General features: G+C 56.7%; 20 protein-coding genes. 11 read left to right on the top strand and 9 right to left on the bottom strand.

The features are described from left to right. Window positions 1-17 precede the first annotated feature (17 nt). Both JFL75_RS08530 and JFL75_RS20870 read right to left on the bottom strand, forming a co-directional pair. A complete protein-coding gene (locus JFL75_RS08530; RefSeq protein WP_215626261.1) occupies window positions 18-1310 on the bottom strand; it encodes an aminotransferase class I/II-fold pyridoxal phosphate-dependent enzyme in 1293 nt (430 codons plus the stop codon). A 9-nt stretch (window positions 1311-1319) separates the two neighbouring features. Continuing rightward, window positions 1320-1454 carry a hypothetical protein gene (locus JFL75_RS20870; protein ID WP_285291974.1) on the bottom strand — a complete coding sequence of 45 codons (135 nt, stop codon included), beginning with the start codon at window positions 1452-1454 and terminating at the stop codon, window positions 1320-1322. A gap of 501 nt (window positions 1455-1955) precedes the next feature. Between JFL75_RS20870 and JFL75_RS08525 the strand changes: the two genes are divergently transcribed. From JFL75_RS08525 to JFL75_RS08490, 8 genes are read left to right on the top strand one after another with little or no spacing between them, the layout of a single operon-like run. Next, entirely contained in the window at window positions 1956-2972 is a 1017-nt protein-coding gene (locus JFL75_RS08525; RefSeq protein WP_215626260.1) for an AAA family ATPase, read from the top strand. Window positions 2973-2979: 7 nt separating this feature from the next. Further along, window positions 2980-3855: a DUF58 domain-containing protein gene (locus JFL75_RS08520; protein ID WP_215626259.1), complete on the top strand. Its 876-nt coding sequence runs from the start codon at window positions 2980-2982 to the stop codon at window positions 3853-3855. Then, entirely contained in the window at window positions 3852-4826 is a 975-nt protein-coding gene (locus JFL75_RS08515; RefSeq protein ID WP_215626258.1) for a hypothetical protein, read from the top strand. Before JFL75_RS08520 ends, JFL75_RS08515 begins: the two co-directional genes overlap by 4 nt. Further along, window positions 4823-5824 (top strand): VWA domain-containing protein, encoded by a 1002-nt coding sequence (locus JFL75_RS08510; RefSeq protein ID WP_215626257.1) that lies wholly within the window; start codon window positions 4823-4825, stop codon window positions 5822-5824. The genes JFL75_RS08515 and JFL75_RS08510 overlap by 4 nt, the downstream gene beginning before the upstream one ends. Next, on the top strand, window positions 5821-6822 hold the full coding sequence (locus tag JFL75_RS08505; RefSeq protein ID WP_215626256.1) for a vWA domain-containing protein: 1002 nt from the start codon (window positions 5821-5823) through the stop codon (window positions 6820-6822). The genes JFL75_RS08510 and JFL75_RS08505 overlap by 4 nt, the downstream gene beginning before the upstream one ends. Then, window positions 6819-7424: a tetratricopeptide repeat protein gene (locus JFL75_RS08500; RefSeq protein WP_215626255.1), complete on the top strand. Its 606-nt coding sequence runs from the start codon at window positions 6819-6821 to the stop codon at window positions 7422-7424. Before JFL75_RS08505 ends, JFL75_RS08500 begins: the two co-directional genes overlap by 4 nt. Further along, window positions 7370-8848, top strand: a complete 1479-nt coding sequence (locus tag JFL75_RS08495; protein ID WP_215626254.1) for an SH3 domain-containing protein — start codon at window positions 7370-7372, stop codon at window positions 8846-8848. Before JFL75_RS08500 ends, JFL75_RS08495 begins: the two co-directional genes overlap by 55 nt. Before the next feature lie 7 nt (window positions 8849-8855). After that, a complete protein-coding gene (locus JFL75_RS08490) occupies window positions 8856-9377 on the top strand; it encodes a Smr/MutS family protein (RefSeq protein WP_215626253.1) in 522 nt (173 codons plus the stop codon). 14 nt (window positions 9378-9391) lie between these two features. Here JFL75_RS08490 and infA read toward each other — a convergent pair whose 3' ends face one another. Beyond that, the gene (gene infA, locus JFL75_RS08485) at window positions 9392-9616 is read right to left on the bottom strand and encodes a translation initiation factor IF-1 (RefSeq protein ID WP_010257891.1); all 225 of its coding nucleotides are present in this window, start codon (window positions 9614-9616) and stop codon (window positions 9392-9394) included. A gap of 244 nt (window positions 9617-9860) precedes the next feature. Here infA and JFL75_RS08480 point away from each other — a divergent pair, with 244 nt between their 5' ends. Next, entirely contained in the window at window positions 9861-10217 is a 357-nt protein-coding gene (locus tag JFL75_RS08480) for a TraR/DksA family transcriptional regulator (RefSeq protein ID WP_215626252.1), read from the top strand. Window positions 10218-10237: 20 nt separating this feature from the next. On the opposite strand, the gene JFL75_RS08475 is transcribed toward JFL75_RS08480, so the two are convergent. The 3 genes from JFL75_RS08475 to JFL75_RS08465 all read right to left on the bottom strand — a co-directional run bounded on the left by JFL75_RS08475 (window position 10238) and on the right by JFL75_RS08465 (window position 15012). Next, entirely contained in the window at window positions 10238-11104 is an 867-nt protein-coding gene (locus JFL75_RS08475; protein WP_215626251.1) for a histidinol-phosphatase, read from the bottom strand. 172 nt (window positions 11105-11276) lie between these two features. Continuing rightward, on the bottom strand, window positions 11277-13733 hold the full coding sequence (locus tag JFL75_RS08470; protein ID WP_215626250.1) for a response regulator: 2457 nt from the start codon (window positions 13731-13733) through the stop codon (window positions 11277-11279). A 1-nt stretch (window position 13734) separates the two neighbouring features. Further along, window positions 13735-15012: a response regulator gene (locus tag JFL75_RS08465; protein ID WP_215626249.1), complete on the bottom strand. Its 1278-nt coding sequence runs from the start codon at window positions 15010-15012 to the stop codon at window positions 13735-13737. 112 nt (window positions 15013-15124) lie between these two features. On the opposite strand from JFL75_RS08465, the gene JFL75_RS08460 reads away from it, so the two are divergent. Further along, the gene (locus tag JFL75_RS08460) at window positions 15125-15700 is read left to right on the top strand and encodes a DJ-1 family glyoxalase III (protein WP_215626248.1); all 576 of its coding nucleotides are present in this window, start codon (window positions 15125-15127) and stop codon (window positions 15698-15700) included. Window positions 15701-16258: 558 nt separating this feature from the next. Here the strand turns inward: JFL75_RS08460 and JFL75_RS08455 are convergent. From JFL75_RS08455 to JFL75_RS08445, 3 genes are all read right to left on the bottom strand, one after another. Further along, window positions 16259-17326: a carbohydrate kinase family protein gene (locus JFL75_RS08455; protein WP_215626247.1), complete on the bottom strand. Its 1068-nt coding sequence runs from the start codon at window positions 17324-17326 to the stop codon at window positions 16259-16261. A 9-nt stretch (window positions 17327-17335) separates the two neighbouring features. Continuing rightward, window positions 17336-18673 (bottom strand): acetate kinase, encoded by a 1338-nt coding sequence (locus JFL75_RS08450; RefSeq protein WP_215626246.1) that lies wholly within the window; start codon window positions 18671-18673, stop codon window positions 17336-17338. A 97-nt stretch (window positions 18674-18770) separates the two neighbouring features. Continuing rightward, on the bottom strand, window positions 18771-19934 hold the full coding sequence (locus tag JFL75_RS08445) for a mannose-1-phosphate guanylyltransferase (protein WP_215626245.1): 1164 nt from the start codon (window positions 19932-19934) through the stop codon (window positions 18771-18773). Between the two features lie 676 nt (window positions 19935-20610). Here JFL75_RS08445 and def point away from each other — a divergent pair. Continuing rightward, window positions 20611-21096: a peptide deformylase gene (gene def, locus JFL75_RS08440; RefSeq protein WP_215626244.1), complete on the top strand. Its 486-nt coding sequence runs from the start codon at window positions 20611-20613 to the stop codon at window positions 21094-21096. Window position 21097: the final 1 nt, after the last annotated feature.

The following is a 21097-nucleotide window of genomic DNA, read 5'->3' as shown; positions in this document are numbered from 1 at the left end:
CAGGGATCCGGTAACGGCTATTTCATTCCCGCGGCGGTTTCAAAAATCGTGCGGTATATTCCCTCGATCTGGTCCGCTTCGGCGCTGGAAAAGGCGACCCTGAGGTATTTATTCCCCAGGGCGATGGTGCCGACCCCGTGTTTCGACAGGAGTTCCTGGCGCAGTTCCTCCGCGTCGATGCCGGTACAGCGGAAGCTCATAAAATACCCGGAATTGAAAGGCAGGGGTTTAAGTATCGGATGGTCCGGGTTCGCCGCGAGGAATTCCTTAACCTTCCGGTACCGGGCCTCGAGATAGCCGTAATAGGTTTTCTTTTCACCGGCGGTCCTGCTGTCCTCCAGGGTTTTCAGCATGAGGTACTGGGCCGGGGTGTTGGCGCAGGATACCGAAGAACGGATGATGCCCATGAGTTTCTTTACCAGCGCGTCATAGGAGGATCCGTCCATTCCCGCGGAACCGAACGTAACGAATCCTACTCTGAGCCCCCATACGTAATCTTCCTTTGTGGGCCCGTCTATCTTTACCGCCAGGACCCGTTCGTGGAGGGCCGCAAACCGCCCAAAAAGGGATTCTTTATAGGTATCTTCTTCGTAAAAAAGCCCGAAATAGGCGTCGTCACAGATCACCAGCACATCGGCGCCGCCTTCGGCGGTTTCCCGGATCAGGGCGGTCAGCTCATCGGCTTCTTTTTTTGTAGGGGCGTATCCCGAGGGATTGTTCGGGAAATTCAGGATGATCCGGACGGTTCCGGTTTTTGCGGCCTTTGCCACGGCGTCCCATATACCCGCTATATTGAGGCCGTCTGCGTCTCCGAAAAACGGTACTTCCTGTACCGCCGCCCCCCGGCGTTCCCCGAAAATAAGGGCGTAGTTATCCCAGGAGGGATCACTGGTCAGTATGGTATCCCCTTCATCAAGAAACAGGTCCGCCAGATAGGATATCCCCGCGCTCAGCCCCGGCACTACCGCGGGAAGCGAAAAACCATCAGGATTAATAGAAGGATTTTTTCTGATTATTTCCTTTTTCCAGGCATTGCGGACCGCCTCAACTCCAGCGGTGGGGGCGTATGTCACGGCCTCCGCGGGGGTAAGGGTGGGCATGCCTTCGGCGATGGCCGACAGGATCAGCGGTTTCCCGTCCTTGAATGCCATACCGATGGTGGCGTTTGCCACATGGGCATGCTTTTTCGCTTCCCCGGACTGGGCGATTATACCCTTGGGAAAGTAAATCCGCCGTCCCAGCTTTGAGAAAAGCCGGCCGGCCACGGTTCCATCCAGTACGGAATTTAGTTCTTCTGCTAGGATATTCATGGTCCTACACTAGCCCCAGGAAAACGGTGTGTCAACCAGGGGGCCTGCATTATACTGGGTTACCCGGCACAGAAGCATGGGGATACCGGGATCGGGGGGCCCGTCTGATGAAAAAAATATCCGCAGGGCGGTATTTCTTTTCATCAGACACCCCGCGTCGCCATTATGGCCCCATGCTTCTGTGCCGCTGTTCCCGGTGATGCGGGTACCCGGCTTAACGGTACCGGGTTTCCCGGGGCTGATTCCGGGGTGGTATAGCCGGTATGGGGTACTCCTATACCCGGGAACCAGGAGTGGGGGTAGCGTAAGACTTGCCGCCTGCGGCGTCAAGTCTTTTAGGAGTTTTGCAGAGCAAAACTCCATACTTAACTGCGGCAAGGCTGGAGCGAGGGGGAGCAGCCCGCCCGCGAAGGGCAGTACCGAGCCGGTTAAGCCGGAAAGCACCCGGACCGTGATGGTAACGCCGGGTGGTGTACAAAAAGGGGAATGAGCGACTTTCGAGGCCGCCGGCCGACACGGAGCCATTCCCCTTTTTGTACGACAGGACCCGCGGCACCGGTACTCTTCGGGTGCTTTCCGGCTTGTCAGACTCGGTGCTCCCCCGCATTATTGCCAGGGAACGGCGGGAGGCGGTACAATACTGGTATGGATCAAGAAGAAACAGGAACGGGGAAAATCCCGGCGGATGTGAGCACTCTCCTGGATTCCTGCCGCAGCGAACTTGCCAAACGTATCGTGGGCCAGCAGGAAATGGTGAACGGCCTTCTCATGGCGCTCATCGCCGGAGGGCATGTGCTTTTGGAAGGGGTTCCGGGGCTGGCCAAAACCCTGGCCGTAAAAAGCCTGGCGGAACTGACGGGGCTTGATTTCAAGCGGATTCAGTTTACCCCGGATCTGCTGCCGGCGGACCTCACGGGAACCCTGATCTGGGAACAGGCCCGGGGGGCTTTTTCCGTGCGCCGGGGCCCTGTGTTCGCCAACCTCATACTGGCGGATGAGATAAACCGGGCTCCCGCTAAGGTCCAGTCCGCGCTGCTGGAAGCCATGGAAGAACATCAGGTTACCATCGGTGAGCAGAGTTACCCCCTTCCGGAGCCGTTTTTTGTGCTGGCTACCCAGAATCCCATTGAGCATGAAGGTACCTACGCTTTGCCTGAGGCGGAACTGGACCGCTTTTTATTGAAGCTTCTGGTAAAATACCCGAGCCCCGAGGAGGAACTGCGGATACTCAAATTCGGTAAAAATATTTCCGCCTCGGGGCATACCCGGATGGAGCCCATCCGGCCGATTCTGGACGGCAAGTACCTGGCGATGCTCCGTTCCGCCGCAGAAGCGGTCAGGACCGATGAACAGATCCAGAAGTATATTGTATCGGTGGTATCCGCCACCCGGCCCGGCGAAGACAGCAAGAAAGGCAGCCGGGACGACCTGTACCGGTTTATTTCCTTCGGGGCCTCTCCCCGGGCAACCCTGGCCCTGTACCGCTGTTCCCGCATTGCCGCCCTTTTTGAAGGCCGTACATTCGTAACTCCCGGGGATGTTAAGGCTGTTACCCTTCCGGTTCTGCGCCACCGGATTGTTCTTTCCTATGAAGCCGAGGCCGAAGGACTCGATGCCGACGGCGTCATTTCCAGAATACTGTCGTTTATTCCCGTTCCCTAGGATCGCTATGGACCGGCACGAACTCTTTGAGCGGATTACCACCTTTCCCCTGATCGCCGCCGAACTGGCGGATGACCTTCTTTCGGGGGATTTCCGTTCGATTTTTAAGGGCCAGGGAATCGATTTCGATGAGGTCAGGCACTACGAGCCCGGGGATGATGTCCGTTCCATTGACTGGAACGTAAGCGCCCGGTTCGGGACGCCCTATGTAAAACAGTACCGGGAGGAACGGGAACTCACCGTTTCTGTGGTGCTGGACTGTTCCGCGTCCATGCATTCCGGGGGAAAGGGGCCGTTAAGCCGTTATGAACAGGCCGTTATGGCCGCCGCGCTGATTGCCTTTTCCGCGGAACGGGCGGGACAGCCTTTGGGAGCGGTCCTCTTTGACCGGGATATAACCCGTATTTTTAAACCCCGGAAGGGAAGGTCCCATACCATGGCGGTTATTACCGCCGCGCTGGCGTCGGCTGTCCCCAAGGGCGGCAGCGGGCTGGGCAAAGCCTTGTCGGGAACGGAACGCCTGCTGCGGAAGCGGAGCCTGGTGGTGGTGATTTCCGATTTTCTGTGTATTAACTGGGAACAGGAACTGGGATCGTTATGCCGGCGGCACGATGTGATAGCTATAAAAATCACCGATCCTCTGGATACTGATATGCCCAAAGCCGGACTGCTCCGCTTCCAGGATCCGGAAACAGGGATACGGCTGTACGCCCCCACGGCTTTTTCGGCTTTCCGGGAGGCCTGGAGCGGCTGGCACCGGGACCGCAGTACCTCCTGGGAAGCTATCTGCCGCCGGAGCGGCGCGGCCCATAAGGAACTGTCCACCGCCGGTGAGGCGGCGGTGGAATTGAGCCGTTTTTTCAGCGGAAGGCGGCGGATATGAAGCGTATGGGAATTGCCGTTTTTTGGGGGCTGCTGATCCTGCATCCGCTGTTCTGTCAGCAGGCATCCGGAAACGGAAGCAGCACCGTTCCGTACCTTATTCCCCAAACTGTTTTTGTGGGAGACCGCGCCCGGCTGGTGGTTCCCCTGGGCTCGGCTTTTTCGGGGACGGAAGGTATGGTGCGGGATATTCCTTCGGAGCTCCCCCGGGCACGGGATGTGGAGATCCTCAGGGTTGAATTGGAACGCCGCGGCGGGGCCGCGCGCCTCCTGGTCGATTTTCAGGCATACATTCCCGGTGTGGTGGAGCTTCCTTTAATCGAACTCGGAACCCATGAATTTACCGGGCTTAGGGTCCATATTACTTCGATCCTCGGCGGTGACGGCGATTCCCGGATTCTTTCTCCGGCGGCCTCCGGGGCAAGCGTACCCGGTACCATGGCTGTTATTTACGGAAGCATTGCTGCCCTCATTTTTTTAGCCATCGCGGTTATTGCGGTTATGGCCTGGGGAATTCCGCGTCTGGGCAGTTTCCAGTACAACATGCGGCGCGCCCAGACCGTACGGTCCCTCCGGAAAACCCTCAAGAAACTCGGGGAAGAACTGAATAAGGCTTCTTTTTCCGGGGAGGCGGCGGAAAAAATCCTGGCATCCCTTTCCGGTGAATTCCGGAGATACCTCAGTTTTTTTGCCGGGGTTAACTGCTGTTCCATGGTTCCCGGGGAATTTCTGTATCTCCAGCCCGGGGCGGAAAACGGGGAAACCCGTTACCTTCTCAGGGAAAAAGCTTTTCTGCATGATTTTTTCCGGCGTTCCGATGCGTACCGGTTCGGCGGAGGCGCCGGGCCGGCGGACATCCGGGCCATGCTCGAAGCGGTCCGGGAGTTTTCCGCCGGGCTTGAACAGCCGGGACCGGACACGGAAACCGGCGCCGTATCCGGAAATCCGGCGTACAAGGAAGGTGCCCGGTGAGTATAGGATTTGAACGGCCGGTCCTGCTTTTTGCCGGCTTTGCGTTGCTGGCAGCCTTCCTGGCGGTTTCCCGGTTTTTCAGAAAGGGACTTGTTTTTTCCATTCCTCTGGGACCGCCGGGAGGTTCATCCTTTAAGGCTCCTTTCAGTATTGAAATCATTATAAAAATTCTCAAAGTGATGGAGATTGCCGGGGCTGCGGGGCTCATCATTGCCGCCGCCGGACCGGTATTTATTTCCGCCGAAACGGTCTGGCTCAACCGCGGGGCGGATATCCTGTTTGTCGTGGATATTAGTCCCAGTATGGCGGGAATGGATATGAACGGCCGGAGCCGGTTTGACGCATCCCGGGAACTGGTCCGGGATTTTGCCCGGGACCGTCCTTCGGACGCCATCGGCCTGGCCGCGCTGGGTATGGATGCGGCTCTGCTCGTACCGCCCACCGTGGACCGGCGGGCCTTGTCTTCCCGCCTGGACAGTCTGAGTATAGGCGAACTGGGGGACGGCACCGCCCTGGGAACGGGTCTTGCCCTGGGAGCGTTCCATATCCGCGGTTCCCACGCGCCGCGGAAGGCGGTGGTCCTGATTACCGACGGCGAAAACAACGCCGGAGCGATACACCCGGAGACCGCCGCCGGAGCGGTTCTGTCGGTGGGCGCGAACCTCTGGGTGATCGGCGTAGGGAGTACCGGCGAGGTCGCCATCGATTACGTGGACCCCGAAACACGGATGCGCCGGACCGGTACTTTTGATTCGCGTTTTGACCCGGAGAGCCTTAAGGCCATTGCCCGGGCCGGGGAGGGGACCTATATTTCGGCGCCCTCCGCGGAGGCCTTTGCCGCGGCATTTTCCCGGGTCGATTCCGGAGAGATGACCGTGCGGCGGTCGAGAACCGTAAATAGGACCGCGGCGTTCCATGAACCCATAATCATCGCCGCCATGATCCTGATTCTGGTTTCCCGGATAATCAGGTACCAGATACTGGGGGCGCTGGTATGAGCTTTGATAAGCCCGCGGTTCTGTATCTTCTTTTTCTGCTGATTCCCTTAGGAATTGCCGCCGCTTCCGTTACCCGGCGGCGTATCAAAGTCCTTATCACCTTCCTGGCTCCCCAGGGCGGGGAAGACCGCCAGGATTCGATGCGCCGTTTTTCGGCGGTATACAGCCTGTCCGCGGTATTCTTTTTGGTTTTTCTGGCATCGATTACCGTAGCCATGGCGGGCCCCCGCTGGGGGAGCCGTCTCGTTCCGGAGCTCCGCAAGGGCGTCGATGTGGTATTCGCCGTGGATGTATCCCGGAGCATGAATGCCCGGGATGTCGCCCCCTCCCGGCTTGGACGGGCCGTGTCAATCGCCGGGACTATTGTCCGGGATTCCGGGGGAATCCGGTTCGCCCTTGCCCTGGGCCGGGGCAGCGGGGTTCTCGCGGTCCCCCTGACGGACGATTCCGAAGCGCTGCTCACCTATTTTGAAAGCCTGTCGGGTTCATCCCTTACCGGGACCGGGACGAATCTCGAGCATTTGCTGGATGCCGCCGCCGGAGCATTCCAGGACAGTTTTTCTACCCGGCGGCAGCTTATTCTTTTTTCCGACGGGGAGGCCCTGTCCGGCGCCCTTTCGGCGGCGGCGGAACGCCTCAGAGACGCCGATATATCCCTGATTGCCGTTGCCCTGGGAACCGAGGCCGGAAGCCCCGTGCCAATGGGCCCGGGGTCGGACCGGTTCCTGCTGCAGGACGGCGGCAGTCCCGTGGTAAGTTCCCTGCGGCCGGATTCTCTCCGGCACGCCGCGGACAGAACCGGCGGGTTTTATATAGACGGCAGCCGGAACGACGCGGCGTCCCTCCTGGGGGAATACATCAATTCCCTGGCGGTCGATTCCGCGGTGGGCGGCTACCGGAGGGAAACGAAAGCCCAATGGCATATTTTCATTGTGGCAGGGCTGGCGGCGCTGGCGCTGTCGGTTCTGATCGGCCGGGCTTTGGGAGGCAGGCAATGAAACGCCGGTATACACCGCTTTTTGCCGGGGCTGTTCTGCTGTTTGCGGGCTGTTCCGGGATTCAGGGGAAACTCCTTGTTATGGAAGGGAATTTTTACAGTTCCCGGAGCAGATATACCGAAGCGATTTCCGCCTATATGGAATCCCTTTCCCACCCTGAATCCGCCGCCTACGGGGAATACGGGCTCGGAACGGTGTATCTCAATATGGATGAAAATGAAGCCGCCCTGGGACGTTTTGCCTCCGCCCGGGAGGCTCTTTCCGCGGCCGGTGACGGGTCTCACCGGGAACTTCAGTACCGTATTCAGTACAACACCGGTATAATCCGGTTCCAGACCGGGGATTACGCCGGCGCGGCGGATGAGTTCCGGAAGGCTCTGGAAATTGACTCCGGCAAGGTTGAGGCAAAACGCAATCTCGAGCTGAGCCTGCTCTCCGCGTCCCGGGAGAAAGCCGCGGCGTCTTCATCCTCCCAGGTGGATGTACGCCGGGACGAAGGCAGGAACAATGCCATCTTTGATTATATCCGACAAAAGGAGCAGGACCAATGGAAGAGCCGGGAATGGTCGGAGGATACCTCCGACTCCAGTCTGGATTACTGACCCTTTTACTCCTGTTTTTCTGTATTTTCCCGGTTCAGGCCGTTTCCGGCCCGGATGAACCCCTGCAGGTAATCGTGCAGATCTCTCCGGAAGCCCCGAAGGCCGGCGAGTCATTGGCGGTAATATTTCTGGTCAGCCATCCGGTTCCTTCGGAGGTTGAAATTCCCCTTCCGGCACTGCCCGCCGGAGTGACCCTGGACAGAATCCGCAGCGAATCCCGGATTATCCCGGACCGAAGCAGCCGGGGCGAACGCTGGACGGTGGTGGAATTCATCTGCACCCCCGGGATAGCCGGGCGGATATCCTGGGGGCCTTTTACAGTACGGGTGCCGGGCCGGGAAACCGTAACAGCCCCGGTGGAACTGTATGTCACCGGCCAGGAAAATAACGGACAGCGGTATTCCCCCCGGCTGTACTGGGGGGAACTTCCCCGGCAGATCCGGGCGGGGGAACGGCGGGAATTCCTTCTTTTCCTGTCCGGCTGGGATCCGTCAAAACCCCTGTCGTTTCCGCTTCCCTTCCGGGTTACCCTGCCGGAAACGGCGCTCCTTGAACAGCTCCTCCCGGCGGTCCCGGACCGGAACCGCGGAGCGGTGCTCAGACTCGCGGTAATTCCCCTGGAGGAAGGGGAACTCACCATCCCGCCGGTGTATCTCGATTATTCGGGAACGCATCTCAGCGCGCCGCCCCTGGTTTTTCAGGTTATTGCCGCCCGGCAGTCCGGAAGTTCCGCGTCCGCTTCTCCCGCGGCCGGAAGTCCCCGGTCCGCCGATACCAGTTCCGGTACTGCCGCGGAACCCCGTTCGTTTCCCGTGAATCCCCGGGAGGACGGGATCTTTTTTCTGTTCCGTTCCCAATACGAACGGATAAAGCGGGAAGCCGAAACGCACTGGGACGCCGGTTTCCGGGCGCAGTCGCTGGCGGTTCTCCGCCGGGCGGAACGGGACCTTATCTCCGGAGGCGCCGTGGCCGATCTCCGGCGGGAAGCGGAAGCGCAGCTCAGTCTCGGGTATACCGAGGATGAGCGGTGGGTTCCGCGGGTTCCCCTTACGGCTGCCGCCGCCGGGTTCCTTTTTGTTTTCCTGGTTCTGGGGCTGACCGCCCTGTCCCGGCGCCGCGGAAAGAAACCGGATCCCAGGCCGCCGGGATTTATGTACGGTATGGCTCTGCTTGGAACCGCCTTGATCGGTTTTTCCGCCCTAATGTGGCTCCTGAGCGGCGTACACCCGGGATCGAAACACAAACCCGCGGTGGTGTCCGCCTGTACCGTGTACCGGGTTCCCTCCCCGGACGGCGCCGCCGCGGCGGAGTTTCCCGAGGGGCAGCCCGTGGAAATCATCACCGCCGCCGAGGATTGGGTTTATATTGAAAGCTTCGACGGCCGGTCCGGCTGGACGGAGCGTAAATTCACTATTCCGTACTGAGGACGCCATGGATTTCGGGGATATTCTGGATCAGTGGGAACGTCAGAACAGAGACGGATCCCGGGACAGCGGCAAAAAAGCACCTCCGGACTCATCCGGTACAAAGCGCCCCGCCGGGCCGGATACGGCTGCGCGGGATCAGTTTTCCGAAAAAGCCGATCCCATGACAATATGGCTCAGGAACAACGGAGTGTACGATAAGGATGCCGAAGCCGGATTATCCGAAGCATCCCCCGCCCGGAACCGGCAGCGGCTTCTCAAAAAAAAGGCCGACGCCGCGGTGGATCTCCACGGCTTAACCAGGGACGAAGCCTGGGCTTCCCTGGAAGCCTTTTTCGCCGATTCCCGGCGGAAGGGTTTTGAGAAAGTGGTTATTATCCACGGAAAAGGAACCCATTCGGAGGGGGAGGCGGTCCTTAAACGGACGGTCCGGGAATTTCTGGAACGCTGTCCCTATGCCGGCGAACGGGGATACAATCCCTCCGCTTCAGGGGGGACAGGGGCTACTTGGGTTTTACTAAAGAAGTAGGAATGTTCTGGAATTTACCGTTCCCGGTAAATAATGCGGCCGCGGCTTAAATCATAGGGGGAGAGGGCAATCCGGACCCGGTCTCCGGGAACGATACGGATATAGTGTTTTCTCATCTTACCGGACAGATGGGCAAGAATCAGATGCCCGTTCTGGTTATCCAGTTCAACTCTGAACATAGTGTTGGGAAGGGCTTCCCGCACCACACCCTCTACTTCAATCGCTTCTTCTTTCGCCACAGTAACTCCTTGGCTTTCAGGTGGAAATCTGCGGACCGCCGTAAAACGGTCCAAAATACCTTATAATGCTATAGGGAACCGCCATGGTTTGTCAACAGAGGCTGATCCGCCTTAAAATACCCGGATATAGGCTTTTTGCATGTAAATTCTGTCAATGGCTTGACAAAAAGTGAATTGTCCTGCAATGTACCCCAGATAAAAAAACAGAGTGCTATGTTTAAAAATAGTACGTAGGGGGACCGCCATGGATCAAACTTTTGTGCAGCGAATGGACAAATCCTTGACCGATCTGAAATCAGAAATTATCTCGAATTTAATGACCAGCAACGATGACTTTAAAGAAATTGTTGAAGGAATGGACCCGAAGGACTTTGCGGACATTGCTTCCGACGATATTGACCGCAAGATGATAGAAGCTATCGGGTCCCAGGACCTTAAGCGTCTCCGGCTTATCGATTCTGCCCTGACCAGGATACAGCAGGGTAAATACGGCCTCTGCATGAAATGCGGGAAAAGAATACCCCAGAACCGGCTTGAGGCGATTCCCTATGCCCTCATGTGCATAGAATGCAAGACCGCGGACGAACGCCGCAACCGCTGATTTAAAGCCGGTCCGGCGTTTTACAGGCTGTCTTCAGCCCATTCAATCATCCCGTTTTTATTCTCAGAAAGCCGCATAACACCGGTATAGCCTGCCCGGAGAAGTTCCTCCCGGGCTTCCCGGTAGTGGCCGTCAAGGTCTTTGTGGGCGTGGGCGTCGGAGTTTATCAGAACCGGGGCCTTTTCCCTGCGCAGTTCCGCCAGAATAGCACCGGAAGGATATACCTCGGCAATGGCGCCGCGGTTCCAGCCTCCGGTGTTTACCTCCACTAGAAGACCGGAACGGGCCACGGCCCGGCAGATATTGTCCGTATGGCTCCGGTACAGCGGACTTTCCGGCGAAAAATACCGGTTTCCGACGTTGTTTTTTTTGATCAGATCCAGATGCGCTATGATATTGAATCCTCCGGCGGCAATCATTTCCCCCAGGGCGTTCCAGTACGCTTCCATCAGGGCGCTGCCGTCGCCGCCGAAACCCGATGCAACGTCCCGATCAAGCTCCCGGGGCGGCCCGTCAACGGTAAAAGGCTCCCCCCGGGGCGGACGGACGTAATGCACGGCGCCTATGATATAGTCGAGCCCGAGGCTGCGGTAAATCGGATCCGCGGGTCCCATGATCCCCCGGATATAATCAACCTCCAGGCCGAGAAATACCTTCAGTTTGCCGTTCCACCGCTGCCGCGCCTTCCTGACCGTGTCAATATATTCCGGCAGTTTTTCCTCCGGCATGTGCCAATCCGAAATAAGTCCGCTGGTTTTTGGCAGGGGCGCGTGGGAGCTGAACCCCAAAATCTCAAAGCCCTTTTCAGCGGCTTTTTCGCATAAAGTTTCTATTGAATCGGTCCCGTCGCAGAAAAGCGAATGGGTATGCAGGTTTGAATAACGCATGGGCTATGGTAGCACAGAGTCTGACAAGCCGGAAAGCACCCGGCGGTACCGAGTCCGCGGGTCCTGTCATACAAGAATGGGAATGGCTCCTCGTCGGCCTGCGGCCTCGAAAGTCGCTCATTCCCATTCTTGTATGACACCCGGTGTTACCATTACCGTCGGGTGCTTTCCGTTACGGTTTGATAAATATTTCCGCTTCGGCTTTGAACCGGCGGAAGGCGGCCATTACCGGGGGGTACGTCTCGGTAACTTCCGCGGGATCCTCTTTTTTAAAGGCTATTTCAAGCCTGGCCGCTGCCTGGCCGAGCTCCTTCGCCGCCAGGGTAAGGGCGCTGCCCTTTATCGTATGAGCCTCCCGCCGCCCGGTTTCCCAATCGCCCTGTTTGATGCTGTCCGGGATTCCGGCCAGCTGCTTTTCCGTACGTTCAATAAAACGGGCAAGCAGGGACATAAGGGTTTCCTGGTTGTCGAAAAAGGTCTCCAGCGCTTCCCGGCTGTCGAAAACAGGCGCCGCCGGAACCTGTTCCGGGGCGGATTCCGCCGCTGACGGGGCAGGCCGGTCCGGTTCTATCCCCCGGTAGACGATTTCCGCGCCGATATCGATCCATTTTTTCAGCATGGCTTCGATATCCTTTCTTTTGGAAGGTTTTACCAGAACATCGTCTATTCCCACCCGCAGGCACCGGTCCCGCTCATCCGAAAGCGCGCTGGCGGTAACCGCGATAATGGGTATTTTGAAGCCCCGTTCCCGGAGGGTCCGGGTCGCTTCGTAGCCATTCATCCGGGGCATCTGGATATCCATAAATATTAGGGAAACGGGATTGTCCGCGGCTTTTTCCAGGGCATCCAGACCGTCATCCGCAAGGATTGACGGATAACCCAGCTTGTCCATGATCATGGAGAAAAGCTTCTGGTTGACCGGATGATCCTCCACAATGAGGATCAGGGGCTTATCCCGTTCGCTTTCCGCCGGAACCGTCTCCGGGGCTGTTTCCGGGATCTGGCTCCTGTATAAACTCCCTGGGTCACCGTTCTCCGGAACCTGCTCCAGGTCAATCTCGGACTCCGCGGTAACGGATTTGATGGTTTCCTCAAGATCACGCCGGCGGATAGGTTTGTTTATATACCCGTTGAACCACTGGAGGAGGGTCATCTTGGCGTCGGCTCCCAAAAGACCGTGGGGAACCATCAGCACCAGCCGCGCCTGGTTGATTTCCTTGTTGTTGTTGATTTCAGCGGCCAGCCGCCAGCCGTCCATCTGGGGCATGTCCATATCGATAAAACACAGCGTGAAGGGCCATCCGTTGGCGGCGGCGGCCCGCATAACGTGGAGGGCTTCCTCCCCGGAGGATGCCCGTTCAATATTTACGTATCCGATATCCCGCAGGTATGTGCTGATAATGTGGCCCGCGTTTGGATGGTCGTCCACCACCAGGACCCGGTCTTCCTTGAGTTCCGCGGGACTTTTGGGGGTTTTCTGGTCTCCCGCCCGTTTCAGGGGAACGGTAAACCGGAATATGGATCCGCCGCCTTCGTTGGGGACCATTTCGATCTTTCCCTGCATGAGTTCCACCAGGTTGCGGGAAATCGCGAGCCCCAGACCGGTTCCCCCGAACTGCCGCGTATTTGACGGATCCCCCTGGAAAAAGGTGGTGAACAGTCCTGCCCGTTTTTCCTCGGAAATGCCGATTCCGGTGTCGGCAATGGCCACCGTAACCGATTCTTTCCCGTCCGTTTCGCCGAGCCGGGCGGAAATAGTAATGCTCCCTTCTTTGGTGAATTTAACCGCGTTTTTTACCAGGTTGATAACGATCTGCCGGAATTTATTCGGATCTCCCCGGACCAGAATATCCGCCGCCGGCGGTATGTCCACGATCATTTCCAGGCCCTTCTTATGGGCTTCCATGGCGATCATTTCCACCGCCTGCTCTATGGTCTGTTCCAGGTCAAATTCGATATTCTCCAGTTCCATCTTGCCGGCTTCGATCTTGGAGTAATCCAGAATATCGTTGATGAGCGACAGGAGCACCTCCGCCGAGAATTTTACCTGTCTGGTGTATTCCGTCTGTTCCCTGTCGAGTTTTGTGTCCTGGAGCAGTTCCGTCATGCCGAGAATTGTCTGGATAGGCGTCCGGATCTCGTGGCTCATATTCGCCAGAAACTGGCTCTTTGCCTCCATGCCCCGTTCCGCGATTTCCTTATCCGCCTGGAGCCGGCGTTCCTCCAGACGTTCCTTGGTCTGGTCCTCCAGACTGATTCCGATAAACGGCCCCTGGAATTTATCCTCGGTACCGCTCATTTCCCGTATGGTCCACGCCTTGATTCTCAGCCAGTGCAGTTCCCCCGGCTCATTGCGGTACGGAGTTTCCAGAAGAATTGACCGCGCTGTCCCCGTCAGGACTTTAGAAAATTTCTCGTAGGCTTCCGGGGTTTCCCGGAGGGCCAGAAAATCCTGGAGCGGAACTTCCAGTGAGGCAGTATCCTTTCCGGAAAGGGTTTTAAGGAGATGGTTAAAAACGGGATTTGTGGCTATGATTCGGCCGTCTTTGTCCGCTACGGCCAGAGCCGCTCCCGACTCTTTGAAAAAACGGTAATACGGGCTGGCAATCCTGCCGCTTTCCTTGGCCATGCTAAAAATTAGTCCTGAGGATTTCCATGGATTTTTTCAGAATGTCATCCGGCTTCAGGGGTTTTACCAGATAGCTTTTTACCCCCATCTGGAAGGCCTTGATAACCGTATCCCGCTGGGTCACCGCGGACAGTACGATAACCGGCTGCCGGATATCTTTGTACCGCAGGGTCTGGAGTACCTCGAACCCATCGATATTGGGCATCATGAGATCGAGAAACACCAGGTCAAAGGTTTCATTCTCCAGCGCCGCGAGATATTCGGATCCGTCGGAAAAGACTGAAACCTGGGCCCCTGCTTTTTCGAAGGTAGTTCTGATGAGTTCCTGGATGACAAAATCGTCATCCACCGCGGCGATCCGGATGTTGGCGGCAATATTCTGGATTTCTTCCATATCCAGGGGCTTTGCCTTGGTTTCCGCGTCGAAACGGAGCTGCATGGCTTCGGGCATCTGGCTGTGTTCCGCGGACAGTACTTTGTCCCCGATTATTTCAGCCTTTTTCTCCCCGAATTCCATGTTCCGGTCCAGCTCGGACAGGAGACCGTCCAGGGCGTACTGGAGATTGGTCACCACTTCGATATCCGCATACTCCTTCTGGCTCTGAACGAATTTTTTTACGAAACTATCCCGGGTCAGGATCCGTATGTTTTTGTGCCGCGCCCGGGAAGCCTGGATAACCGTATCAAGCAGTTTCTGGATATTTGGTCCGTCCGCAAAGGTGAGGGTTATGTCGCTCAGCATTACGATTACCTTGGGTACCCGGATCTGGTACAGTTCAATAAGCTCTATTATCTTGAACCGGAGCAGATCCAGTTTGTCCCGGTTAAGCCCCTGGGCGATTTCGATAAAAACGATATCATCGTTGACGTGGACTTCCACAATTCCCGGAGTTTCATCCACTTCGAACTGGACTTCCAGGAGTTCCGCCAGGGTGGCGAAGAGGGCGTCGATTTTTATGGGTTTGGTAAAGACCTTTTTTACATTATACGGTACCAGCTCGATGATCCGTTTCTGGTCGATCCGCTGAGACATGATGATGACCGGTATTTTCGTTGTATTGGGGTTGTTTTTCTTTTCTTTGAGAATTTCAAAAGCATCCTGACGGCCTTTGCTGAGGTTAAAATCCATGATAATCAGGTCAGGGGTAAGGGTCCTTACTTTTGAAATGCCGTCCAGGACATTGATGGCGGTACTGACTTCGAGGCCGTTGTCGGATAGTTTTATCCGCAGGTATTCACGAAATAAAGGTGATTCATCAATTACAAGAACATGTTTCATGAAAAACTCCGTTTTGTATTGTTCCTAAATTGTACGGTAGGAAACCATTGAAGGCAAGTATATACTAGTAAGGAAAGGTTTTACAATCTTTTGAATTAAGGAGTTATAAAAAATGGAAAAAAATGTGGTGCTTTTTCTGGCCCAGGGGTTTGAGGAAGTTGAGGCGGTGACCCCCGTTGATTATCTCCGGAGGGCAGGAGTTGCCGTACATATCGCCGCGGTAGGCGAGGATCTGCTGGTTACCGGCGCCCGGGGGATTTCCGTACAGGCGGATTCCACGCTGGAAGACCTGAAAAAAGAAGGCCGCCTCGTTCCTTCCGGGTGGGACGGGGTACTTATACCGGGGGGTATGCCCGGGGCCTCGAATATTGCGGCTTCCGGAGATGCCTGCGGGTTTATTAAGGATATGGCAGCCAAGGGAAAACTGGTTTCGGCGATCTGCGCGTCCCCGGCGGTGGTTTTGGCGCCATTGGGAATACTCCAGGGGCGTCGGTTTACCTGTTTCCCGGGGATGGAAGGCAGTGTAACCGGTGCCCAATGGTCGGAAGACCGGGTCGTAACCGACGGCACTATTGTGACCAGCCGTGGCCCGGGAACGGCCGCCGAATGGGCCGTCACAATGGCGGAAATTCTGGCGGGCCCGGACAAAGCCGCCGCGGTTGTGTCCGCGACTCTGGTACGGGTGTAACCCAGAACACCTGCATTATGCATGATACCCGGCAAAGAAGCATGGAGAGATGCAGTCCGCGGGGCCCGTCGTATGAAAAAAATCCCGTATGACGGAATTTCTTTTCATACGACACCCGGCGCTGCCTGTTCACGCCGTGCTTCTTTGCTGCTTTCGGAAAAAATGCAGGTGTTCTGGCCTTGATGTGGTTTTGGATCGCGGTGGCTGTTTCCGGGATGGTGTTATGGCCGTATCGGAAGCCGGCCGCCGGTACGGGGTCCCGGCAGCGGTGAGCCAATCCCCGGCTTGGGTGCTCTGCCCTGTACAGAAAAATTCGCCAATACCCAGCTTCTCCTAAGACCGGGACAGCCGCAGTCCCCATCCTGCCGAGAGAAGGCAAAGAATCATGGTGTAAAAAGGTAACGCGGGGTGGCGGAGTATTACGGGTATGAGCGACTTTCGAGGCCAAAGGCCGACGAGGAGCCATACCCGTAATACTCCGACAGGACCCCCGGATCCGTTATTAACCATGCTTCTTTATTCTATCCCGGAGGTAAACTGCGGCCGTTCCGGACGGTCCTACCAGTCCAGACTTTTGGCCAGGGCGGTGAATTTCTTTTTGTCGATCCGGGTGCCCGGGGTGTCCAGGACTTCCCGGGCCACCCGGTTGCCCATGTCCGCGCACTGGCCCAGGGATTTTTCCCGTATCCAGGCGCTGAGAAAAGCCGCGCAGAAAGCATCCCCGGCGCCGGTGGTTTCCAGGGGAATGACCGCCAGGGTCTCGGACCGGTAGATCCTGCCGCCGGCAAAAACCGCGGCTCCCTTGGGACCGCGTTTCACAACAATAATAGGGAAGATATCCTGGGCGGTAAATTCCCGGAAGAATTCAAACATTTCCCGGGAAAACGCGTCAATCTGCCGTATGCCCACAGGGCGGCGGACATCCCTCTTCTGACTTTCCAGCAGCGCCGTGTACAGGGCTTCCGCCTCCGCTTCGTTCATGAACAGAATCAGGGGATAGGCCCGGCAGTAGGCTTCAATGGTAAGCGCCCAGGTTCTGGCAATCTCCGCGGACCCCACATCCAGGGCCACCGAGGTCCCGTGTTCATCGGCCATTTCCAGGAGCCGGCGCACCAGGGTTTCCCGCCCGAGCATGTAGCCGTCGATCACCAGGACCTGTGCCCTGCGGATCGCTTCTTCGGGAATGTCTTCCGGGGTGAGTTCCAGGGAGGCTGAGGGCGATGCGGTAATTATTGTGGACCCGTCGGATTTCTGAAGAATTATACAGGCTCCCGTGGGTGCTTTCCCCTGGATAAGCTCCAGGATTACCCCGGCATCCTGCAGTTCCTTTTCAAACAGCTCTGCGAAATGGTCTTTTTTTCCGGAAGGCTGGGACCCTACAACGCCGATAAAAGCGGACGGGGTCCCCAGGAGGGAGGCGATTTTCGCCACATTGGCGGATCCCCCTCCGGAACTGAAGACCGGTTCCGGAAGGGTTACGAGGATCTCCGTTATCTGGTCAAAGGAAACGTGCCGGACCGCCGGCCCCAGGGGAAGGTAACTGTCCACTTCCTCATCAACCTGGGAAAATACGTCTATGATGGCGTTTCCCACGCAGAGAAGATCCGCCCCCTCCTGATTTTTCAATATACTTCCTTATTTAGGCTCCGCGATTATGGAAGCCAGTCCCGGTTTTTTTTCAAGATCCTTCTTGAGTCCCTCGGCCCTTCCTTTGTTTACGTAATCCCTGCTCTGGAACGAGTAGGTGAAATTGGTATGTACGTCATAGGTACCGGCCATGAGAGCGAAGGCGTCTTCGGTCATTACCAGCTCTTCGTCCGTGGGAATAATGAAAATCGGAATCTTTGATTCCGGTGCGGAGATGCAGGTTTCGGCATTCCGGGTCCGGGCGAGTTCGTTCTTTTTGGGATCGTAGATTATCCCCAGGGGCTGGAGGCCTTCAAGGATCTTCTTCCTCATAAAGAATGCGAATTCGCCCACCCCCGCGGTGAGCACCAGGGCATCGATGCTTCCCAGGGCCGCGATATAGGATCCGATGTATTTGCGCACCCGGTAGGCTTCTATATCCTGGGCAAGCCGGGCCTGTTCGTCTCCCTGTTCCACCGCAGCCTGGATATCCCGGCGGTCGGTATATTTGCCGGTCAGACCCAGGAGTCCGGATTTCTTGTTCAGGGCGGATTCCATTTCATCGGCGGTCATGCCGGTCTTGCGCATCACATAGAAAGGCATTGCCGGATCGCAGTCGCCGGAACGGGTTCCCATGACGAGTCCTTCCAGGGGGGTCAGACCCATGGAGGTGTCGAAGGAACAGCCGTTCTTAACCGCGTTTATGGAAGAACCGTTCCCCAGATGGGCGATGATAAGATTGGTCTTATAGGGATCCTTGCCTAAAAGTACGGACGCGCGCTTGGCGGTGTACAGGAAGGACGTTCCGTGGAAGCCGTAGCGCCGGACGGAGTATTTTTCGTACCATTCGTAGGGTACGGCGTACAGGAAAGATTCCGGGGGCATGGTCTGGTGCCAGGCGGTATCCATTACCGCGCAGTGGGGAACATTGGGCAGCACCTTCTGGGCTGCTTCGATGCCCATGATATTGGCGGGTATGTGCAGCGGTCCCAGGTCGCGGACTTCGTCAAAAACCTTGAGCGCGGCGGCGTCAACTACAACAGACTTGGTAAAGCGGTCGCCCCCGTGGAGTACCCGGTGGCCCACGGCTTTTATGACATTCATGTCGTGGATAACCCCGTGTTCGGGGTCGGTCAGGGTTTTGATAATGAGGTCTACCGCTTCCGTATGATTGGGGCAGTCATGCTTGAGGGTGTATTCGGGTTTTCCCTTGGCGTTGTGGCTGATAAAAGAACCACCCAGGGTGACCCGTTCGACGATACCTACCGCAAGAACATCCTTACTATCCCAGTCGTACACCTGATATTTTGCAGATGATGAGCCGCAGTTCAGTGTCAGAATAACCATGTAAACCTCCAGAGTGTGTCCGGCAATTCCGCCGGAATTATTGTATTATTTGAAACCGCTTTGCCTGAATGCTCCGCAGCGGTGGCAGTATAGCATGTTACAGGAGTTCTGTCCTGCCGGCGGCGCGGATTTGATCGCTGATTTCCCGTACTTTCTGGCTTTCGCCTTTTTTAGCGATCAGCACCGACGGCGTTTCCCCGTTTTTTCCGGAACGGACCACCACGATGAGGCCGTCCACCCCGGCCAGGGCAACGGGTATATCAGAGTCCACGAAACAGTTGCCGGAATCCACCGTATAAACCTCGGACCGGCCGCGGCCCGTCAGGGCGGCGTATTCATCCCAACTGCCGATATCCACCCAGTCAAAAGCCCCGGCGACCATGGCGCGTTTGGCTGTTTTTTCCGCTATGGCGTAATCGAAGGAAATAGCGGCGGTTCCCGCATAGGCCTTATCCAGATCGAGCCACGTGGTCAGAACCTGGAGACCGCTGGAAAACGTATAGGACCGTTCATCGGGAGCCCGCAGTTTATCGAAGGGAAGAATCACTTCGGGGGCGTTTTTCCGGAATTCCTCCAGGATAAACCGGGACGAAAAAGCGAACATCCCGGAATTCCAGTAATATCGGCCCGACGCAAGGTACTGCTCCGCGGTTTTTTTGTCGGGTTTTTCCTTGAATGACGTAACCGTAAATGCCCTGGGACCGCCGCCGGCGCCGTAGGCCTTCCGCAGTTCCGCGTCAACGGATACCGACAATCCGTCCCCGGCTTCTATATACCCGTACCCGGTCTCCGGTTTTGACGGAGGAATCCCGAAGACCACCAGCCGCTGTTTTTCAGCCAGGGCCGCCGCCGCCGCCGCGTCCGCCTGGAACACCTCCAGGGGGTTGATGATATGATCGCTGGTGAGCACCAGAATGGTTCTGTCCCTTCCGGATATCCAGTCCGTGTACAGCGCCCCGCAGACAATAGCCGGCGCGGTATTTTTCGCTTCCGGTTCCGGAATGAGTACCAGGTGTTTGAGGATGTCCCGGCTGTAAGATCTGCAGGTTTCGGACACATGGGGAACGTGGTTTTTACCGGCAATGATAATGACTTTTCCGTCTCCTTCGATATCTATGACCGAAAGAGCCCGGTCGACCGCGGCCTTAAAAAAGTTCCCTGATCCGGGGATCGTCAGAAATTGTTTCGGCGTCTTTGAATTGCTCGCAGGCCACAGCCGTGTGCCCGAACCGCCAGCCATAATAATGCAATCATTGAACATGGATACCCCTTTTTACCGGCAAGGATTTTTCCGTCCGAATAATTCAGTTTTTACAGTATTAAGTATGGCAGAAATTCGGAAAAAACTAAAGTCCGCTCAGGGCACCTGCATTAAATAACACGGCACAGAAGCATGGGGTTACCAGGTCAGGGGACCCGTCGTATGAAAAAAATCCCGCATAGCGGTATTTCTTTTCATACGACACCCCGCGCTGCCTTTTTTACACCATGCTTCTGTGCCGCTTTTCCGGGTATAATGCAGGTGCTCTGTGTTGGAGGTTCTGGTGGCAGCGGATTTTCCGGTAAGCGGTGATGCCGGACCCGGAGTGGGGGTAGCGTAAGACTTGCCGCCTGCGGCATCAAGTCTTTTAGGAGTTCTGTGGAGCAAAACTCCGGAGATAGTGCGGCAAGGCTGCAGCGAGGGGGAGCAGCCCTCTCGACTGGGCAGTACCAGGCCGGTTAAGCCGGAAAGCACCCGGGCCGCAGCGGTAACGCCGGGTGGCTGAGAGAAAGGGTGTTGAGCGACTTTCGAGGCCGAAGGCCTACGAGGAGCCAAAACCCTTTCTCTCAGCCAGGACCCGCGGCGTCGGTATCCCGGGTGCTTTCCGGCTTGCAAGACCCTGTGCTCCCCCTCATATCTTGTCTGGAAGGGCCTTTTTTAGTAGTATGTAGTATATATGGAAATATTAACCTTAGGAAACGAGTTGCTCAGGCTGAAAGCGGAGCCTGTTGCGGTAATAGATGACGAAATTAGGAAGCTTTCCGAAGAAATGATTGAAATAATGCACGCCGACAAGGGCGTCGGCCTGGCAGGTCCCCAGGTCGGCGTCCTGAAGCGGATTTTCGTAATCCATGTGGACGGCGATATTCCCCGGGTATTCATCAATCCGTCGATCATCGGGACCTCACAGGATCAGGTCAAATATGAAGAGGGCTGTCTTTCCATTCCCGGGGTATGGGCCGATGTGATCCGCCCCGCGGCGGTAAAGATCCAAGCCTGGAATGAACGGGGCAGGCCTTTTACCATGGAGGCGGAAGGAATTACCGCCCGGGTTATTCAGCACGAATACGATCACCTGGACGGGGTACTGTTCATAGACCGGCTTTCGGAGATGAAGCGGACCAGGGTGGTTGCCAAATACGAGAAACGGAAGCAGGCTTAGC

It is taken from the genome of Breznakiella homolactica (assembly GCF_016616095.2).
GTDB lineage: Bacteria > Spirochaetota > Spirochaetia > Treponematales > Breznakiellaceae > Breznakiella > Breznakiella homolactica.
Note: the sequence above shows the minus strand (reverse complement) of the source record. Positions and strands in the feature narration are given on the sequence as shown.

Coding starts and splice junctions, on each gene's coding strand:
- JFL75_RS08505 (WP_215626256.1), top strand. CDS start 5,821: ATGAGCTTTGATAAGCCCGCGGTTCTGTATCTTCTTTTTCTGCTGATT.
- JFL75_RS08470 (WP_215626250.1), bottom strand. CDS start 13,733: ATGGCCAAGGAAAGCGGCAGGATTGCCAGCCCGTATTACCGTTTTTTC.
- JFL75_RS08520 (WP_215626259.1), top strand. CDS start 2,980: ATGGACCGGCACGAACTCTTTGAGCGGATTACCACCTTTCCCCTGATC.
- JFL75_RS08475 (WP_215626251.1), bottom strand. CDS start 11,104: ATGCGTTATTCAAACCTGCATACCCATTCGCTTTTCTGCGACGGGACC.
- JFL75_RS08515 (WP_215626258.1), top strand. CDS start 3,852: ATGAAGCGTATGGGAATTGCCGTTTTTTGGGGGCTGCTGATCCTGCAT.
- JFL75_RS08530 (WP_215626261.1), bottom strand. CDS start 1,310: ATGAATATCCTAGCAGAAGAACTAAATTCCGTACTGGATGGAACCGTG.
- def (WP_215626244.1), top strand. CDS start 20,611: ATGGAAATATTAACCTTAGGAAACGAGTTGCTCAGGCTGAAAGCGGAG.
- JFL75_RS08465 (WP_215626249.1), bottom strand. CDS start 15,012: ATGAAACATGTTCTTGTAATTGATGAATCACCTTTATTTCGTGAATAC.
- JFL75_RS08460 (WP_215626248.1), top strand. CDS start 15,125: ATGGAAAAAAATGTGGTGCTTTTTCTGGCCCAGGGGTTTGAGGAAGTT.
- JFL75_RS08495 (WP_215626254.1), top strand. CDS start 7,370: ATGGAAGAGCCGGGAATGGTCGGAGGATACCTCCGACTCCAGTCTGGA.
- JFL75_RS08525 (WP_215626260.1), top strand. CDS start 1,956: ATGGATCAAGAAGAAACAGGAACGGGGAAAATCCCGGCGGATGTGAGC.
- JFL75_RS08450 (WP_215626246.1), bottom strand. CDS start 18,673: ATGGTTATTCTGACACTGAACTGCGGCTCATCATCTGCAAAATATCAG.
- JFL75_RS08480 (WP_215626252.1), top strand. CDS start 9,861: ATGGATCAAACTTTTGTGCAGCGAATGGACAAATCCTTGACCGATCTG.
- JFL75_RS08490 (WP_215626253.1), top strand. CDS start 8,856: ATGGATTTCGGGGATATTCTGGATCAGTGGGAACGTCAGAACAGAGAC.
- JFL75_RS08500 (WP_215626255.1), top strand. CDS start 6,819: ATGAAACGCCGGTATACACCGCTTTTTGCCGGGGCTGTTCTGCTGTTT.
- JFL75_RS08445 (WP_215626245.1), bottom strand. CDS start 19,934: ATGTTCAATGATTGCATTATTATGGCTGGCGGTTCGGGCACACGGCTG.
- JFL75_RS20870 (WP_285291974.1), bottom strand. CDS start 1,454: ATGAAAAGAAATACCGCCCTGCGGATATTTTTTTCATCAGACGGGCCC.